The organism is Nitrosomonas sp. (assembly GCF_022842015.1).
Lineage (GTDB): Bacteria > Pseudomonadota > Gammaproteobacteria > Burkholderiales > Nitrosomonadaceae > Nitrosomonas.
Genome location: NZ_JALHQJ010000026.1, coordinates 1 through 19,582, shown reverse-complemented (window position 1 = coordinate 19,582; position 19,582 = coordinate 1). Strand labels below are relative to the sequence as shown.

The window sequence follows — 19,582 nt, the reverse complement described above, 5'->3', positions numbered from 1 at the left end:
GTAATTCCGAGAAATAAGCCTAAAAATTTCTTCTTTTCTGACACAGTGAATTCTTCGCATAATTCATAATAACCTGCTAAATAATTGTTCTATTATTGTGATTATGAGGAGCTCTTTGATGTCACCAAGTGCCACAAGTAGTGTCGTACAACAAATCATTTTGCTTGCAATGGGCATACCTGCTTCGGTAAAGCTGCGTAGTGAAATTTCGGATTTATATGAGGCAGCTGGCGATTGGCAGTCTGTTGCGGTGGTTGTGGATGCATATATGAACAACCAAGTTCCACTGACTCGGAACGGCATTAGCGGCTTGGTACAGGCCATGGCATCGAACGCTCTGGGGCTAAGATTATCGGATAATGAAGCCGCGCAAGTAACTCATGATTTTATGGATCGTGGTATTGATACTTGGTCTAAACTATTCGTGTTTGTAATTAGTGAATTGACTGGAGAGCCAAGGCAGGTATTGGATCAGCGTGCAACTGCTGCTGAGAATTTTACCGATTTACTGGAAAATCTCGATAAAGACAGCGATTATCATGGGATATCAATACATAGTGTAGTGCGCGAATGGATGCAAGGCATTGGTGCGTCAAATGCCTCATTGCAGGCAGCAGAACAAAGTGCCGCCGAGTTGATTGCCCGGTTTAGCGATAACACAATAAGCGGTACAGTTCTGGATGGCTATATCAGTGGCGCTACGGTTTTTATCGATGAAAACGGAGACGGTATTTTAGGCGCAGGTGAATACAGCACAACAACCAATGTAGCGGGTGTATTCTCATTTGTGGATGATGTGCCCCGGGGTCAATATTTCGCCATAGGCGGAATCGATTGGGCGACCGGTAAACCATTTGCTGGCAGATTGATGGCGCCGGAAGGCGCAGTGGTTATGACGCCACTGACAACTTTGATAAGCGTAATGTTGCGCAACGATCAGACGCTGAGCATAGATATAGCAGAAGGACTGCTTTTCAAGGGATTTGATGTGCCGCGTGTAGACTTGTCCGTATTCGATCCCATTGCCAGCAGCTTATATGGCACTACCCTGGAGCAGAAGGTAGCCGCTGTCAAAATACAATCGATAGTTACACAAGTCGTCAATTTACTTAATGTTGTCCAACCCTTGCTGGATAAACTTGTGCCAAGTTACTTTAGAGTCGAGCAATTTATACTTAACACGCTATCTGCGCATCTAGTCACATCCGCTAGCACAAATAATTGGCTGGATTTAAGCAATAAACAAACACTCATGGCCATCATAAAAGATACGCTAATAGCGATGGGTATTATCGATGCAGACAGTGCACCAGAAAAAATAGAATTGGCCGACACACTTATTGGGCAAGCTGCCGAGTTACTGCGTGGAATGAATGCACTGGTACAAGAAACTGCCAGTCAGTTTGAAGATGGCCGAATCTCTAACGCGCTCACCAGTTTGTCCGACATGGTTAAAGTGCAAACACTCGTACAAACTGATGTTGCGTTGGCAGCTGTAGAAAGTTTACCGAGTGGCAGTTTAGAAAATGTCGTCAACCAATTTGCCCCTAATAATCTGGTGACGGTACTTGATAAAATCGAAACCGGTTTTCTCGATAGTCAAACCCCAGTCAATGATGGGTCGGCATTGACTAATCCTGTTTCACCGACAGGAAACAGGCATGCACCTCAAGTATTTGATGAATTCTTCCTTAATTTTGATGGTATTAATGATTACATTCAAATCGGCAATAATTCTAATCTTGAGATGACTGCAACCATGACTATGGAAGCATGGATTAAACCGAATAGCTCAAGTAACGTGAATCAAATGATTATTAATAAAGAGGGGGAATATGAGGTTGGCTTATTTCCCGATGGAACTATACGCTGGGCTTTTAGTAATACCGATCCGGGATGGACTTGGTACGATACCGGTCATGTTGTATCTGCCAATGAGTGGACTCATATTGCTGTTTCCTACGACAACGGTGTTGTTAAAACATATGCGGAAGGAACATTAGTACATACCTACAATGGTTCTGGCGTAATCGGCGATGCGCATCCGGTGCTAGATGATTTACGAATAGGTGGGCGTTCTAATAATCCGCCAGGGAAATATTTTGATGGTTTGATTGGAGAGGTGCGAATTTGGAGCATTGTCCGTACCGGTGCAGAAATTTCCGCAAATTATAATCAATATCTATCAGGTTCAGAGACTGGCCTGGCAGGAAATTGGAGATTAAACGAGGGAACAGGCACTCTGGTCGATGATATTTCACCGCTGAATAATGATGGCGCATTGGGTGGCGCAGTTGCGGCACAGGAACCCGGTTGGGAAGGATACGCAACGCAAGAAGAAAGTAGCCTTAATGTGCCTTCTTTATTGGGTGTGCTGAGTAATGACTTTGATGATGCCGGACATACACTGACGGCCACGCTTGTGTCCAATACCAGGCATGGAACACTGAATCTGAATCCAAACGGATCGTTTACATATACCCCGGATGCAAATTTTTTCGGAATAGATAGCTTTAGATATAAGGCGAGTGATGGGATCAGGGGTGAGAATGGCGACACTGTCAGAATAAGTGTGAGCAATGTCAATGATGCGCCGGTAATTTCCTCAGATGGCGGTGCTGCAAGCGCTAACCTTACGGTTAATGAGAATGCAACATTGGTAACAACGGTAATAGCTGGCGATATAGATATCGGTGACACACTGTCCTACAGTATCAGTGGCGGCAACGATCTAGTACTGTTCAACATTGATGCCAATAGCGGGGCATTAAGTTTTGCGAGCGCACCGGATTTCGAAACGCCATTGGACGCCAATCACGACAATATTTACGAGGTAACTATCCAGGCTGACGATGGGCAAGGCGGGGTCGACACTCAGGTCCTCTTGGTTACAGTTAATGATATCTTCGGTTTTTGAAGTACAATAAACTAAACAAGCACTAGCTTATGTCGGTGATTATTTAGTCGCCCCTGAAATACGCCCAAGCATTTGATAGTAAAAATTAGTATTTTGTTTTTTCTGACCCTGTCGACCAGAAATATAATGCTATTTTGACATTTATAGTCGTTATGATCATTCAAAAACAGAGTATTTATGCCTAGCATCAATTGCTTGTTGTTATTCAGGATCGACTACTTATGACTTCTGAAATCTGCTAAGTTGATTTTGTATTTCTTTAGCTTAGCGTAAATAGCACGCGATGTGATTCCCATGTTTTCAGAGACACTTTTTATATTCCCGTAATGCTGTTTTAAAGTTGTTTCAAGAAACGATTTCTCTATCTTGGCAAGCGTATGTTCTTTTAAATCTTTCCATTCCACAACATCTCCGACCTCAAGTGGAAGCTCTAAATCCAGTTCGGTCATTTCTTTGCCACAGGCAAACAGCATGCTGCGCTCAAGAATATTTTCCAGCTCGCGAACATTACCTGGCCAATGATAGGCGCGTATTTTTTGCATGACTTCACGACTTACTGACTCAATTTCTTTGTTATACCGATTGTTCAACCGCTGGATAATCAATTGCACAAGGTAAGGTAAGTCTTCCGGTCGCTCGGTCAACGAAGGGATGTTTAAGCGGACTACGTTGATGCGATAATATAAGTCATTGCGAAATAAATCCTGCTTGACCAGATTTTCCAGATTCTGGTTTGTGGCTGAGATGATCCTGACATCAACCGCCAATGTTTGTTTTCCGCCGACTCTTTCCAGCTCTGCTTCCTGGATTACACGAAGTAAACGGGTTTGTGCAGCGGGCGATAATGAATCAACTTCGTCCAGGAACAAAGTGCCGCCTTCGGCTCGCTCGAAATAGCCATGGTGTACTTCTATGGCGCCAGTAAAAGCGCCTTTCTCGTGTCCAAACAAAGCGGTTTCAATCAGACTCTCCGGAATTGCGCCACAGTTAATGGTGATAAATGGTTTGTGGTGGCGATCACTCATCGCGTGTATGGCGCGTGCTATCAATTCTTTACCTGCGCCCGTTTGGCCCTGAATTAACACCGTCGCTGGAGTAGGTGCAATAACCTCGATCGATTGCAGTATTTTTTGCATCATCGGTGATTTTGCTATGATCGCAGGAGGTTGATGTTTTTTTGATATTTGCTTGCTTTGCTTGTGCCAAAGTCTTTGCAGGTTTGTCTCAATCCGGCACTGCAATTCATTTATATCATTAATTTCCTTGACGGGTGTTGTATCGGTATATTCCATTCCAGCATGCCCTTTTGCCGCTTGGGGGTTGGTGTAAATACAGACATCACATTTACCATCCTGGCGGGCTATGCTTTTCTTGATTTCAACTTTGGCATAACCAAAGTTTCTGGCCGCGATGCCTCCAAATACACTGGAGGTCATTCTGCATAACTCAGGAAAATTGGTCACTTGTTCGCCGAAAGGACAGCGGGAATTTGTAACAGTGATGCAGTCCTGATTGCTGGAAACAAGTGAAAATTTACCGCCAATATTATTCTTAATATCGAGTATGAGTTCGGTGTAGCTTTCAACATCGAGCTGCTCGCTTTTGTGCGCGTTATCTCGATAAGTTTCTTCAAAGAAGCATCCAGCAGTTTTGGCGATATGCTCAATCAATTGTTCGCAATGCTTTTGACCTTGTTGTTCGCTGGCATGCATCAGTTCAAGAATAAAAGTTTGCAAAAAAAAGACGGGTGTTAACTCGGATAGAGGGCTATTTTTCATAGATCATGGCTTGGATGTGAAGTTAGGCTTCACTAATTGAAGCATAGCTGCACAAATGTGGCAATGCTTTAAAGTTAACTTGTTGTAATTGATGATTAATATATTTATTTCTAAGTGGCATGGTAATTGCATGTATTTTTAATGCATCTAAAATAACCAGATGTACGGACTAAGCATCCGTTATACAACCGTCATAATTCTAATGAAACAGTAGATCAGTAAGGATTTTAAAATTCTACGTATTAACAAGGAGATTCAAAATTGAAAACACTCAAAGAGGAATTGAGCGCACGCGTCGCCGCATATGATCACTGGGCAGAGCGTCGCCGCCATGGTCCGGACGGACATAATAACCGAAAGTTGTGGGTGCTGACTTGCATGGACGAACGTTTGCCGATCAATGAGGCACTCGGTATCCAAGTAGATACTCCGGTAGGTGGCGGGGATGCGCACTGTTTCCGCAATGCAGGGGGTATCGTCACTGACGATGCAATTCGCTCGGCGATGCTGACTTGCAATTTTTTTGGCACTAAGGAAATCGTCATAGTGCAGCATACGCAATGCGGCATGCTTTCTGCAAATGCGACTGATCTGGAGAAAATGTTGCGCGACAAGGGAGTCGACACCGATAATATTGCGCTGGACCCGACATTGCCCGAATTGAAACTCGAACAAGGGGCTTTTGCCAAATGGATTGGGATGATGGATGATGTAGATGAAACTTGTATGAAAACGATAGAAACATTTAAGAACCATCCGCTAATTCCCAAAGATGTGGTCATCAGCGGCTGGGTTTGGGAAGTTGAGACGCGTCGATTGAGAGCGCCCACACGAGACGCTGAAAAAAGAGCTAGAACCGATGTCACTTCAGATCAATTTGGTGTCAAAGGGAAGCAACCGCCTCGTTGGAGCTAAATTCAAGAACTACAGACTGAAAGCGTGATCATTTGTGATATCAAGTGGTCACGTCTTAATATTCTTGAGAAACATCATATGAATAGATAGCGATTCTAAATGCCAACTTATGACTATTTGTGCACACAGTGCAAGTTACAATTCGAAATGCGCCACTCAATCAATGCATCCAATCCAAATTGCTTAGCCTGCGGAAGTGCAACAGAAAAAATTATTCTTTCTGCTCCTGCAATGCACGGCAACATGGCACGTGGCCGTGATCTGGCAATGCACTCGCTGCAGCCGAAAACCGAACAGGTAAATCATGTGCATGGACCTGGATGCGGATGTAAGAATCATCAGCATTCTTAAGCGCAGAGTAAAGCTCTATTCATGTTGTAGGACAGAATGTTATGTCACTCTGATAATAAGTCATTGTTCAATGTAGTGAAAGCAATCCTGCAAGTGTTCCAATTGAATGTTTGTTTGCCGGAAACATCTTGAAGTTATGTCGTCGAATCTTCTGCTATTTTCTGCCCCACTGCAATAAATTTCTGGATATACGGAATAGCCTTGTCAGGTTCTCGCATTGCTAGTAATAATTTCTGATACAGTCCTTTTTTGCCAATGCGAATTTTTCTGAGTCTGAGCTCTTTGCCTTTAATATCGGCCAGCCATTCGGGCAAGATACAAACTCCGCGCTTGAGCGCGGTCATTTGTAACATGATTTCTAAGGACTCTATTTGCTTTAGCTTGGCTGGTTCAAGGTGTGCGGGCGTCATAAAATGCGTCAGAATATCCAGTCTCTCCAGTGGCACTGGGAAAGTTAACAAGGTTTCCTTGCCCAGAAGTTCAGGCGTTACATGCTTTATATCTGCCAACGGATGATCCGCAGATACGAGCAATACCAATTGATATTCAGTCAAGGTTTCATAAGCGATAGGTTCTTTTTTGACCATGTCGGGTGTGACCAAAACATCGATATGATGGTTTAGCAAACCTTCCAATCCGGTGAATTGGAATTTTTGCACGATATCGATATCCATCTCAGGCATTTTCCGCATGTACTGGCCAATCATCCCCGTGAGCCATTCAAAGCACGGGTAGCATTCCACACCGATGCGTAAAATTCCTTGCCGGCCTTCGCTGTAGGCCCCAAGTGTTTTTTCCGCTTGGGACAAAACCGGTAATACTTGGTTGGCTACTTCTAGCAGGAGTTTTCCTGCTTGTGTCAAACGCAAGTTGCGGCCTTCACGTTCCCATAGCGCAACGCTTAGTTTCCTTTCCAGGTAGCTAATCTGATGTGATAAGGCGGGTTGGCTTAAACATAGCGCATTGGCAGCTTCAGTAAGCGTACCATTGATATGAAGCGCGTAAATAATCTTAAGGTGGCTGTGTTCGATCATTTATGAGAAAACCTTATTGATAGGTCAAAAGTTATCATTATTGCTCATTGATCAATACTCGTACAATAACTCAATCAATATTTATGAGTGGTGATGAAATTATGGTAACAACACACAATCTTGGGTTTCCGCGCATTGGTAGAAACCGGGAATTAAAATTTGCCTTGGAAAAATACTGGAAAGGTGACATTTCTGAACAAGCTTTATCTGACACCGCAACAGACCTTCGCATCCAACATTGGCAGGATCAATCCATGCTCGATTGGATTCCGGTGGGTGATTTTTCATTATACGATCATGTGCTGGATATGAGTTTTATGTTGGGCAATATTCCGGAGCGGGTCAGTTCATTTTCTGCCAGCAATCCGATAGATAATTATTTTCGTGTGGCAAGAGGTCGTTCGGCACACGATGCTGCTGTTCATTCATGTGTTAATGCGGGTGAAATGACAAAATGGTTTGATACCAACTATCACTATATCGTACCCGAGTTTAACCGAAATACACGGTTTGCGCTGAATGCCGACCATTTACTCGAACAAATCCAACAAGCTCAGAAAATCCATCAGCAGATTAAACCGGTCATTCTCGGGCCGGTCACTTATTTATGGCTGGGGAAATCCAAGGATGGTAGCGATAAGCTTGATCGATTGGACGATTTAATCGGCGTCTATGTGCAATTGCTCGATCTACTCAAGCATGCAGGTATTCATTGGGTGCAAATCGACGAGCCAGTTCTGGTCATGGAACTGACACAAGAGTGGAAATATGCTGTGCGAAAGGCTTATTATCAATTGCAAGCTACGCCTGTCAATCTGATGTTGACGACATATTTTGGACAGTTGCAAGACAATCTGCAGCTTGCTTGCGAATTACCGGTTCAGGGATTGCATTTGGATGCTGTCACGGCCCGTGACGAAATTGACAAGGTCATAGACTGGCTACCCGGGCATAAAATACTTTCGCTGGGCATTGTCAACGGGCGCAATATTTGGAAAACCGATTTAACTCAGACACTCAATTGGCTGGAGCCGGTGCATGCGCGCCTGCAAGAGCGACTTTGGCTTGCGCCTTCCTGTTCTTTACTGCACGTGCCGGTTGACCTGGATAGTGAGCAGAAACTCGACGCAGATATTTGGTCGTGGCTGGCATTCGCTACACAGAAATTAAATGAAATCGAAGTGCTGGCAAATGCTTTGGATCATGGCAGAGAAAGTGTCTCTGGGATTCTGCAGGAAAATAGCGCGTCAGTTTCTAACCGCAAGCAATCCAAACGTGTACATTACGAGAATACGAAAGCGCGTGTACGTGAAATCAATGAGGCGATGGGTATGCGTCAATCGTCTTATGATCAGCGATCAGTCGTGCAAAGGAAGCAATTCCGATTGCCGCTGTTTCCTACCACAACGATTGGTTCTTTCCCGCAGACGTTGGAAATCAGGCAGAAACGCCGTGATTTTCGTGCAGGTAAACTGCTGGAAACGGATTATCAGAAAGCGATGCGTAAAGAAATTGAATTTTGTGTGCGTGAACAGGAAGCATTGGGGCTGGATGTTTTGGTGCATGGTGAGCCGGAGCGTAACGATATGGTGGAGTATTTCGGCGAGCAACTTGCCGGATTTGCTTTTACTCAATTTGGCTGGGTGCAGTCTTATGGATCACGGTGTGTCAAGCCACCGATTATTTATGGCGATGTTTCACATTCGCATGTAATCACTACAGAATGGATTCAATATGCTCAATCGCTTACCCGTAAGCCGATGAAAGGAATGCTTACGGGCCCAGTGACGATGCTGAATTGGTCATTTGTGCGTGATGATCAGTCTCGTGCACAAACATGCATGCAGTTGGCGCTTGCGATACGCGATGAAGTTCTGGCTTTGGAACAAGTGGGCATTAAAATTATTCAGATTGATGAAGCTGCAATGAGAGAAGGACTGCCGCTCAGAAAATCGCAATGGAATGATTATCTGGACTGGGCTATTCGTGCATTCCGTATCACCGCAAACGGCGTAAAAGATGAAACACAAATTCATACGCATATGTGTTATTCGGAATTCAATGACATTATGGCGGCGATAGCACGCATGGATGCTGATGTAATTACAATTGAGACGTCGCGCTCAGATATGGAGCTGCTGGATGCCTTTAATCAGTTCCGATATCCGAATGAAATTGGCCCAGGGGTGTATGATATCCACTCACCCAATATACCTTCTGTTGATTCTATTATTGAATTAATGGAGAAAGCTGCGCAACGAATACCTGTTGCGCGTTTGTGGGTGAATCCGGATTGCGGGCTAAAAACGCGTACTTGGGAAGAAGTAAAACCGGCATTGCACAATATGATAGCTGCCAGCCGGCATTTAGCCCGCAATTTAAGCACGGGACAGATCAGCTAAATTTGACTTGCCGATGTTATTTAGCGATGATATGCAACACTTTATCCATCACGGTTTAAAAGGAGTAATCATGACGACCAATACCATATTCAAGCAAAAAGTCACTGCCATTATTGGCGAAAAACATCTGCTTAAACATCCGTTCTATGTTGCCTGGACTGAAGGCAAATTAACGAAGGGACAATTACGCCATTACGCTGAGCAATATTTCTATAATGTATTGGCTGAGCCCACCTATCTAAGCGCAGTACATTTCAATACGCCACATATGCATTCGGAATCAAATAGCGGTGATATCAGCGTGCGCCAGGAAGTATTGAAAAATCTGATTGATGAAGAACATGGCGAAAAAAATCATCCGGCTTTATGGAAAAATTTTGCTTTTGCATTAGGTGCAAATGACAAGAGTTTAGCTAATGCATCTGCATTGCCGACTACCGAAAAGCTTGTTTCTACATTCCGGGATATTTGCTTAAATCGGCCTTTCTATGCAGGGCTGGCAGCGTTGCACGCGTTTGAATCACAAGTGCCCGACATTGCTGCGGTAAAAATTGATGGATTGGCTAAGTTTTATGGTATGAAGAATCCTGAGGATTATGAATTCTTCTCAGTCCATCAAAAGGCCGATGTTTATCATTCTCAAGCTGAGTGGGCAATCATCGAGCGGTTTGCCGATAATCCAGAAAAACAAGCAGAAGTGTTAGCTGCAACTCAAGAAGCTTGCGATGCACTATGGGGTTTCCTGGATGGAATCCATGAGACCTATTGCGCTAACCTGATGTGCGAGCAAAAAGAAGCAGTAGTCTTACATTAAGCATACGAAAATTTGCTTCAATCACTTGTGACAAGTTCAGTGTGAACACTAATTCCGTGATTATGTTTCTACTGGGCTTGTCATAGTTGAGTATTGCCGCACTTACGTCGTTAATCATCGTCTTCCATACCTTGGATTAAGGCTGTTAGCATAATCTGAGTGTTGTAATAATAAGAGCGCAGTGTAGGACTCAATAAATAAGCCAATCCTTTAGAATGACCGAAGGATTGGCTTATTTATTGACACTTTTGAGGCAACTGCCTATTCCAAGCGTCAGCTAAGTCAGTGATTTTCGATGATGGGCTTTAGTTTTCTGCTGAAAGTTTGCCGGATAGCGGCGCGTTTAGCGTATATAATGCTACGTTCGTCTCACTCAAATAACTTTTGTATATCTAAGTAAGTGGGGATTGTAATTCGATCTTCGCAAAACCAAAACATTGTTATTGCCATGCGCCCAATTCTAAAATCCAGAAAACTGATGAATGTTTGTTATGACATTCGTGGACCGGTGCTTGAACGCGCCCGTCAAATGGAGGAAGAAGGCCATCACATTATCAAACTGAATATTGGTAACCCAGCGACGTTTGGTTTTGATGTACCCGAAGAAATTCTGCAGGATGTGATTCGTAATTTATCGGAGGCTTCCGGTTATTGCGACTCTAAAGGATTATTTGCTGCGCGTAAGGCGATCATGCATTACACGCAGGAAAAACAGATTAAAAATGTGCAGTTGGATGATATCTTTATTGGCAATGGCGTATCTGAACTGGTTGTTTTGACGATGCAGGCGTTACTGGATAATGGCGATGAAGTGTTGATTCCGATGCCGGACTATCCATTGTGGACTGCTGCGGTCGTGCTTTCAGGTGGGATAGCTAAACATTATCTGTGCGATGAAGAGTCGGGTTGGTTGCCAAACCTGGATGATATCCGTGCCAAAATTACATCCAAGACACGTGCGATTGTTATTATCAACCCCAATAATCCCACCGGCGCACTCTATACGAATGAATTACTGCTCGAGATCATCGAAATTGCTCGGCAGCATCAGTTGATCATTTATGCGGATGAGATCTACGACAAGATATTGTATGAACAAGCAGCGCATACCTCGATTGCGTCACTGGCGGAGGATGTTTTGTTTGTGACGTTCAACGGATTATCCAAAAATTACCGCGCGGCTGGTTTCCGTTCCGGTTGGGCGGTGGTATCGGGCGAAAAAAGTCATGCTCGAGATTACATTGCAGGATTGAATATGCTGGCATCCATGCGATTGTGCGCGAATGTGCCGTCGCAATTCGGGATTCAAACCGCATTGGGGGGTTATCAAAGTATTTATGACCTAACTTTACCTACGGGCCGATTAATGCGCCAGCGCGATGTGGCGTGGAAATTGCTGACCGATATTCCCGGCGTAACTTGTTTTAAGCCACAATCGGCGTTGTATTTGTTTCCGCGCCTGGATCCCGAGATTTATCCGATTGAAGACGATCAAAAATTTGCACTGGAGCTTTTGCTCGAAGAGAAGGTTTTAATAGTGCAGGGAACAGGTTTTAACTGGATGAATCCAGATCATTTCCGCGTGGTGTTTTTGCCCAATGCGGATGATTTGACTGAGGCTTGCGGTCGCATTGCGCATTTTTTGCAACACTACCGCAAGCGCCATGGTACTTAATCATCAAGTGCTTTGACTTTATTTCTCGTCAGTTGATCCCTATAATCACGCATCAATCTAATTGTTTATTTTTTATTTGAATTTATGAAACCCATTCACATTGGTTTATTAGGCATTGGCACCGTTGGTGGTGGCACATACACTGTTCTCAAACGTAACCAGGAGGAGATCGCGCGCCGTGCGGGCCGGGAAATTGTCGTCAAGATGATAGCCGACAAAGATCTGGATAAAGCCCGGAGTTTGGCAGGTTCTGGTGTGACTGTGACTGCCGATGCGCATGAGATTACTAAAAATCCTGACATTGATATCGTGGTAGAACTGATCGGTGGCCAGACTATTGCCAAGGATCTGATTCTGGAAGCAATCGCCAATGGCAAGCATGTGGTAACAGCCAATAAGGCTTTGCTGGCGAATCACGGCACCGAAATTTTTGCTGCGGCTCGCGCCAAAGGCGTGATCGTCGCCTTTGAGGCTGCAGTGGCGGGTGGTATTCCGATTATTAAAGCGCTGCGTGAAGGGTTGACGGCCAATCGCATTACCTGGATAGCCGGAATCATTAATGGCACGGCAAATTTTATTTTGTCTGAAATGCGCGAAAAGGGATTGTCGTTTGAGCAAGTTCTGGCACAGGCGCAAAAGCTCGGCTATGCCGAGGCCGATCCTACCTATGATATTGAGGGCATTGATGCTGCGCACAAAATCACTTTGATGTCGGCGATTGCATTTGGTATACCGGTGCAATTCAGCAAAGTATATACCGAAGGAATAACCAAACTAACCGGCGAGGATATCCGCTATGCCGAAGAGCTCGGTTATCGGATCAAACTGCTGGGGATTACCAAACGTGTGGCAAAAGGGATTGAACTGCGTGTGCATCCCACATTAATTCCAATGCGGCGTTTAATCGCTAACGTCGAAGGCGTGATGAATGCAGTTGTCGTTAACGGTGATGCGGTTGGTGCGACGCTTTATTATGGTGCTGGAGCAGGAGCTGAACCAACCGCCAGTTCGGTAATTGCGGATTTGGTCGATGTGACACGCATGCAAACCGCTGATCCGATGCATCGCGTTCCAACTTTATCATTCCAGCCGGATTCATTATCCGATACGCCGATTATTCCGATGGAAGAAGTCGAAACTTCGTATTATCTGCGCTTGCAAGTGATTGATAAACCGGGCGTGATGGCTGAAATTACACGCATCGTGGCAGAGAATAATATTTCTATCAGCGCCATGATCCAGAAAGAAGCCAGCAGTGACTCCGACAAAGTCGGCATTATCATGTTGACGCATTTGACGGCTGAAAAGAATATCAATGCGGCAATTGCGCACATTGAATCATTATCCGTTGTGACGAGCAAGGTGATCCGTGTTCGCATCGAAGAATTAAACAATTAAAGCTGTGAATACTGGTTATCGCTGCGTTTTGTAAGCAGGACACAAGACGGTTACTTAAAACTAACTAAAATCAAGCATGCAATATATTTCTACCCGTGGTGGAATGCCACCTAAATCTTTTTCTGAAATTCTTTTGAGCGGTTTGTCGCCGGATGGTGGGTTGGCGATGCCGGCAGCCTATCCCAAAATCACAACGACGCAATTGGAAGTCTGGAGAAGTTTGAGTTATCCGGCGCTTGCGTTCGAAGTTCTGTCACGCTTTATTGACGATATTCCGGCTGACGATCTGCGCAATCTGATCAATCAAACCTATACTGCCGAAGCTTTTGGCAGCGCCGATATCACACCGCTAAAAACCTTGGAGCCCGGCTTGCATATACTAGGGTTATCCAATGGTCCGACTTTGGCATTCAAGGACATCGCAATGCAGTTGCTCGGTAATTTGTTTCAATATCAATTGGACAAAACCGGCGACGAATTAAATATTCTTGGCGCAACATCCGGTGATACTGGTTCCAGTGCCGAATATGCCATGCGTGGTAAGCACGGAATTCGGGTTTTCATGTTATCTCCGCAGGGAAAAATGAGTCGCTTTCAAACCGCACAAATGTTTTCGCTGCAAGATAAGAATATTTTCAATATTGCCATTCGTGGTGTGTTCGATGACTGTCAGGATATCGTCAAGGCGGTCAGCAATGATCATGCCTTCAAGCAAGCGCACCGCATAGGTACAGTCAATTCGATCAACTGGGCGCGCATTGTAGCGCAAGTCGTTTATTACTTCAAAGGCTATTTTGCTGCGACTAGCAATAATGACGAACAGGTTTCGTTTGCCGTGCCATCCGGAAATTTTGGCAATATCTGCGCCGGGCATGTGGCGCGTATGATGGGCCTCCCCATTAAGCATTTGATTCTGGCAACGAATGAAAACGATGTGCTTGACGAATTTTTCCGAACCGGTGTGTATCGTCCGCGCACTACCACAGAAACTCAGCATACCAGTAGTCCTTCGATGGATATATCCAAGGCCTCCAACTTTGAGCGTTTTATTTTCGATCTGACTGGCAGAAATGCAGAGCAGGTGGCTGAATTATGGTCAGCCGTTGAAAAAGGTAATGCCTTTGATCTATCAACCACGCCATTATTTGCAGCAATCAAGGATTTTGGTTTCGTATCCGGCAGCAGCAACCATGCCGCGCGGATCGCAACCATTCGAGATATCTATAAACGTTATCATGTACTGGTTGATACGCACACTGCGGATGGCCTAAAAGTAGGGCAAGCGCATCAAGAATCGGGCGTGCCACTCATTTGCCTGGAAACAGCATTGCCAGCTAAATTTTCTGAAAGCATCGCGGAAGCCATTGGCCGTGAACCAGAACGCCCGGCCGGTTTCGATAATTTAGAGAATCTTCCGCAGCAGTATGTGGTTAAAGATGTCGATGCGCAAGCGATTAAGGATTATATTGACGAGCAATGTAAGCTCTCTGCGTAGACTGTTCTTCCTCTGGAAAGTAATAACGTAAATAGTTACTCACAATCTATGCTCGCTTGGCATTTGCCTTATACGGAATTGGCGAAGCTGCAACCACTTTAGCTTCTGATGATATAGGTTATGCCGCAAACTCAAATTTTTTCTTTCGCTTGTAAACAACAAGAGTAGTTCTAACGTTTTAAGTTATCAAAGTTAACTTCTATTTCTGAGAGACTATTACTTTATCGACCAAAGTGATGTCACGAATTTCTTATACCTTAAAGATTTTTATCGCTGTGACCCAGCTTGGCTGGCTCAGCGCTTGCGCTAATCTTTCTTATTATGCGCAAGCTGTCGATGGGCATTTTAAGGTAATACACCGTGCGCAGCCGATCAGCACAGTGATTGCAAACCCGGATATTGATCCAAAATTAAAAGATTCATTGACTAAGGTTATGCAGTTGCGTGAATTTGCAAGTCGGGAGCTGAAATTGCCGGATAACTTGAGCTATACCCGTTATGCAGATTTAGAGCGTCCTTTTGTGGTGTGGAATGTGTTCGCTTCTCCTGAGCTTTCGCTTAAACTCAAAGAATGGTGCTTTGTGCAGGTTGGTTGCGTCAATTATCGTGGGTTTTTCTCGCAGGCAAAAGCTGAGCACTATGCAGAAGAGCTCCGGCAGGAAGGTTATGATGTTCATGTCGGTGGAATTCGTGCCTATTCCACGCTGGGTTGGTTTAGTGACCCGGTGTTGAATACTTTTATTGGTTACTCCGAAGTAGATCTTGCTCGGCTGATTTTTCATGAATTGGCGCACCAAATTACTTATGTGTCGGGGGATACTGCTTTTAATGAATCTTTTGCCACTGCAGTCGAGCATGAAGGTGTAAAGCGATGGTTTGAAAACAACGGCACGGCATTCGAACAAACGGCATTAAGCGCTCGACAAGAAAGGGAAACGATTTTTACCAGCTTGATATTCAAGCATCGGAAAAGACTGCAAGTGCTTTTCCATTCGAATATCAGCGACTCCGAGAAACGCGTTAGTAAAGCGCGTATTTTTGATGAATTACGTGATGAATTCTTGCGCTTGAAAGCCGAGAAGAGCGAGTTTAGCAGTTATGATCGTTGGTTTGGACAAACTTTGAATAATGCATTATTGGCGACTGTTTCTATTTATACCCAGTTGTTGCCGGCATTTCAGGGAATACTCAAACAACATGACCAGGATATGCAGCGTTTCTTCGATGCAGTGATAAAAATCAGCAAATTGCCGAAGCATGAGCGGAATTCAGTCCTACAACAAGCTGCCGAAGATAATCAGCAATGGAATGTCGTCGAAAGATAACTTTCAACTCGCCACTAAAAAATCCATAGAGTGACAAATACATGTCAGAGGTAACACATCAAAATAAAAGCCGACCTGATCCGGTATCTTTCATGGAAGCTTTTATTTACTGGTTGAAACTTGGTTTCATTAGTTTTGGCGGACCAGCGGGACAGATTAGTATGATGCATCAGGAATTAGTCGAAAGACGACGCTGGATTTCCGAGCAGCGATTTCTGCATGCACTCAATTATACGATGGTACTACCGGGCCCGGAGGCTCAGCAACTGGCGACGTATATTGGTTGGTTGATGCATGGTACTTGGGGAGGCATAGTGGCGGGTATGCTTTTTGTGTTGCCTTCTTTTTTTATTCTGGTGGCTTTAACTTGGATCTATCTGATTTATAGCGAAGTGCCTGCGATTGCAGGTATTTTATACGGTATAAAACCCGCGGTAACAGCTATTGTGCTCTTTGCAGCTTACCGTATTGGTTCTCGGGCTTTGCAGAACAACCTATTGCGCGCTATTTCGGTTGCAGCATTCATTGCCATCTTTGTATTCAATTTACCCTTTCCGTACATTGTGTTGATGGCGGGTTTGATCGGCTATATCGGTTCTCATTATATGCCGGATAAATTTCGCACCGGAAGTCATCATGTGAAAGCAAAAGATAGTTACGGTCCCGCTTTAATTGATGATAATACACCGATTCCAGAGCATGCCCGCTTTCAGTGGAGCCGGTTTATTACATTTGTTGTCATCGGGTTGTTAATTTGGTGTGGTGTGATGATTATGCTTGCCATGCAGTATGGCTGGGCTGGCACATTGACGCAAATGGGCTGGTTTTTCACCAAAGCGGCGTTAATGACATTTGGCGGGGCTTATGCCGTTCTGCCGTATGTGTATCAAGGTGGGGTAGAGCAGTACATGTGGTTAAATGCAGTGCAAATGATCGATGGCTTGGCATTGGGTGAAACTACGCCGGGTCCGCTGATTATGATTGTCGCTTTTGTCGGTTTTGTGGGTGGTTGGAGCAAAGCAATTTTTGGTCCAGACATGCTTTTTCTAGCCGGTGTTGCCGGGGCTAGCATTGCTACCTTGTTTACATTCTTGCCATCTTTTCTTTTTATTTTGTTGGGAGGGCCCACTGTTGAAGCTACCCGGCATGACATTAAATTTACTGCGCCCTTAACTGGGATTACCGCTGCTGTAGTTGGAGTCATTGTTAATTTGTCAGTTTTCTTTGCCTACCACGTGTTGTGGCCAGATGGCTTTGATGCTGCATTTGAATGGTTTTCGGCTTTGATTGGAATTGCTGCCTATATCGCTTTGTTCAAATATAAAACAGGGATTGTAACGGTCATCAGTTTTTGTGCTGCTGCTGGATTGAGTTATACCTTACTGCTCGGTTATTTCTAGTCAATGAGTTGAGTCGTTATTTAATCAAATTCAACAATCGCCGAGATTCTTTCTCATCTAACTCCAACCATTGTCCGCGCTTGATCCTGGGTGGCAGATTGATTGGGCCGAAACGTACACGCATTAGGCGGCTTACCGTCAATCCTATGGCTTCAAACATGCGCCGCACTTCGCGATTTTTACCTTCTTTCAGAATCACACGGTACCAGTGATTAGCCCCTTCTCCACCTTGATCAGCCAGATAAGTGAACGCCGCCTCACCGTCTTCTAGCATTACGCCGGTGGTCAGTTGTTTCATTTGCTCCTCGGTGAGTTCACCTAGTATCCGCACTGCATATTCTCGCTCCATTTCAAATCGCGGATGCATCATGCGATTGGCTAATGCGCCATCATTGGTGAAAATCAGCAGGCCACTGGTATTGAAATCCAGGCGGCCAATAGCGATCCATTTGGAAGATCGTAAATACGGCAGTTTGTCGAAAACGGAAGGGCGGTCTTGCGGATCATTACGGCTGACAATTTCACCTTCAGGTTTGTGATAGAGCAGCACTTTAGGTAGCTCTTCTTCCACATGAACGCGAATTGTGCGTCTACCGATACGAATCACGTCGCCCGGGCCGGCACGGTCTCCGATCACAGCTGTTTGACTGTTTAGTTTGACTTGTCCGGAAGCAATCAGTGTTTCCATTTCTCGCCGTGAGCCTAATCCCTTCTGTGCCAGTAGTTTTTGCAGCTTGAAAGTGGTTGCCGGTGTATTGGAAACGGGCGCTACCGGTATACTGGAAGGAACGGGAGATCGTTCTGCCGCTTCATTGTTTACGATAGATACTTTTTTCTTGGCTGGCCTGATTGGCCTGTTTGCTTTCATGTGTGTCTAAATCCGGAAAATGTGCTGGCTAATAATTGACCATTTGATGTAACGTACAATGATGGATTTTAAACTATCCAGAGCGCAAGCATGCACTATCCATCATTATTCATGCAATGTTGCGATCGTTCAATACGCTGAGTAATAAGTACTTGCTTGTTAAACGAGAACAACCGTGCTTATCAAAGCTTGGGACGAGTTCTATTTCCTAAAATGTTAGGTTGCTTGCTACCAGTCCTGAGCCATCATTATGCGTCACGATACCCAAAATCTGGATATCCGATGCTACAATTACGTCGTCTCCTCCAGATCCTGCGGTATAGTTCACCAGTGCAGCTTGTGTGGTGGAAAAATTCATGATGAATAGATGTTCCTCTCCAGTTGCTATCGCAGTAAAGTCGATTTCTTCTCCCAGCTCGGCAATCAGGTTGGCCAGTCCGGCTGCAGTGAAGTCGGCCAATACAACTTCTAGCTCTGCATCGAGCAATACAGTAGCTTCTTGATTAGCGCCACCGATGATGGCTTGGTTTCCTAAATCAGTACCGTTGCTTACCGAATAATCCAGAATGCTATCGCTATCATTATCAAGTGATGTTTTAAAAGTACCAGTGATTTTAATTAAATCATCTGCAGCAGTATTAGCATTAGCGTCAAATTGGGTGAGTGTATCGGCCCCACTGTTCGCACCTGCTGCGGCACCATCAGAAGCCGAAGTATAAATTACCGTTTGTCGGGTATTGTCATTGGCGCTGCTACCCAGTGTAATCGTGTCAGCACCTGCGCCGCCAGTAATACTATCTGTGCCGGCACCAGTAGTAATGGTGTCGTTGCCTCCCTCGCCGACTAACGTATCGTTGCCGGTTCCACCGGCCAGTGTGTCATTACCCGCGCCACCCGTTATGCTGTCATTGCCCGTTCCACCTGTGATCGAGAACGCGCTATCAGTATCTGCGCTGCCATTAAACGTCAGCACTCCCGAATTGGCGGCAGTCGTAAGCGTCAGGGTGGCTCCCGCTGCAACCAGGGTATCCTGCGTAGTTATTGTAATTGCTGTGTTGGTGTTGCCTACTGTAATGGCCTCAATATTCTGAACATTATTAAAATCATTGGTTGCCGTGAAAGCTGTGTTACCCGTCAAGGCAACCGTATCCGTGCCTGTTCCCCCATCCACGCTATCCGCACTGGTTAACCCCGTGACCGCAGTAAAGGT

Annotated in this window: 14 protein-coding genes; 10 read left to right on the top strand and 4 right to left on the bottom strand. The window is 44.9% G+C overall.

Features of this window, described 5'->3' with window-relative positions:
- Positions 1 to 118 precede the first annotated feature (118 nt).
- Positions 119 to 2,917: a LamG-like jellyroll fold domain-containing protein gene (locus tag Q0C11_RS06545; RefSeq protein ID WP_293006761.1), complete on the top strand. Its 2,799-nt coding sequence runs from the start codon at positions 119 to 121 to the stop codon at positions 2,915 to 2,917.
- A gap of 215 nt (positions 2,918 to 3,132) precedes the next feature.
- Here Q0C11_RS06545 and Q0C11_RS06540 read toward each other — a convergent pair whose 3' ends face one another.
- Entirely contained in the window at positions 3,133 to 4,695 is a 1,563-nt protein-coding gene (locus Q0C11_RS06540) for a sigma 54-interacting transcriptional regulator (protein ID WP_293006760.1), read from the bottom strand.
- Positions 4,696 to 4,956: 261 nt separating this feature from the next.
- On the opposite strand from Q0C11_RS06540, the gene Q0C11_RS06535 reads away from it, so the two are divergent.
- The gene (locus Q0C11_RS06535) at positions 4,957 to 5,610 is read left to right on the top strand and encodes a carbonic anhydrase (protein WP_293006759.1); all 654 of its coding nucleotides are present in this window, start codon (positions 4,957 to 4,959) and stop codon (positions 5,608 to 5,610) included.
- Between the two features lie 99 nt (positions 5,611 to 5,709).
- Positions 5,710 to 5,961: an FmdB family zinc ribbon protein gene (locus Q0C11_RS06530; RefSeq protein ID WP_293006758.1), complete on the top strand. Its 252-nt coding sequence runs from the start codon at positions 5,710 to 5,712 to the stop codon at positions 5,959 to 5,961.
- A gap of 134 nt (positions 5,962 to 6,095) precedes the next feature.
- Here Q0C11_RS06530 and Q0C11_RS06525 read toward each other — a convergent pair whose 3' ends face one another.
- Positions 6,096 to 6,995, bottom strand: a complete 900-nt coding sequence (locus Q0C11_RS06525; RefSeq protein ID WP_293006757.1) for a LysR family transcriptional regulator — start codon at positions 6,993 to 6,995, stop codon at positions 6,096 to 6,098.
- Between the two features lie 101 nt (positions 6,996 to 7,096).
- Here Q0C11_RS06525 and metE point away from each other — a divergent pair, with 101 nt between their 5' ends.
- From metE to chrA, 7 genes are all read left to right on the top strand, one after another.
- Entirely contained in the window at positions 7,097 to 9,397 is a 2,301-nt protein-coding gene (gene metE, locus Q0C11_RS06520; RefSeq protein ID WP_293006779.1) for a 5-methyltetrahydropteroyltriglutamate--homocysteine S-methyltransferase, read from the top strand.
- A gap of 70 nt (positions 9,398 to 9,467) precedes the next feature.
- Positions 9,468 to 10,211, top strand: a complete 744-nt coding sequence (locus tag Q0C11_RS06515) for a CADD family putative folate metabolism protein (protein ID WP_293006756.1) — start codon at positions 9,468 to 9,470, stop codon at positions 10,209 to 10,211.
- A 448-nt stretch (positions 10,212 to 10,659) separates the two neighbouring features.
- A complete protein-coding gene (locus tag Q0C11_RS06510; protein WP_293006755.1) occupies positions 10,660 to 11,886 on the top strand; it encodes a pyridoxal phosphate-dependent aminotransferase in 1,227 nt (408 codons plus the stop codon).
- Between the two features lie 84 nt (positions 11,887 to 11,970).
- Positions 11,971 to 13,284 (top strand): homoserine dehydrogenase, encoded by a 1,314-nt coding sequence (locus tag Q0C11_RS06505; protein ID WP_293006754.1) that lies wholly within the window; start codon positions 11,971 to 11,973, stop codon positions 13,282 to 13,284.
- A 76-nt stretch (positions 13,285 to 13,360) separates the two neighbouring features.
- The gene (gene thrC, locus Q0C11_RS06500) at positions 13,361 to 14,779 is read left to right on the top strand and encodes a threonine synthase (RefSeq protein ID WP_293006753.1); all 1,419 of its coding nucleotides are present in this window, start codon (positions 13,361 to 13,363) and stop codon (positions 14,777 to 14,779) included.
- Between the two features lie 236 nt (positions 14,780 to 15,015).
- Complete coding sequence (locus Q0C11_RS06495; protein ID WP_293006752.1) at positions 15,016 to 16,104, top strand: aminopeptidase; 1,089 nt, start codon at positions 15,016 to 15,018, stop codon at positions 16,102 to 16,104.
- 41 nt (positions 16,105 to 16,145) lie between these two features.
- Positions 16,146 to 17,504: a chromate efflux transporter gene (gene chrA / locus Q0C11_RS06490; RefSeq protein WP_293006751.1), complete on the top strand. Its 1,359-nt coding sequence runs from the start codon at positions 16,146 to 16,148 to the stop codon at positions 17,502 to 17,504.
- Positions 17,505 to 17,520: 16 nt separating this feature from the next.
- On the opposite strand, the gene rluB is transcribed toward chrA, so the two are convergent.
- Together rluB and Q0C11_RS06480 are read right to left on the bottom strand one after the other, a co-directional pair.
- Positions 17,521 to 18,372, bottom strand: coding sequence for a 23S rRNA pseudouridine(2605) synthase RluB (gene rluB / locus Q0C11_RS06485; protein ID WP_293006750.1), 852 nt, complete (start codon positions 18,370 to 18,372; stop codon positions 17,521 to 17,523).
- A 208-nt stretch (positions 18,373 to 18,580) separates the two neighbouring features.
- On the bottom strand, positions 18,581 to 19,582 hold a 1,002-nt coding region (locus Q0C11_RS06480), incomplete at its 5' end, for a calcium-binding protein (RefSeq protein WP_367273738.1).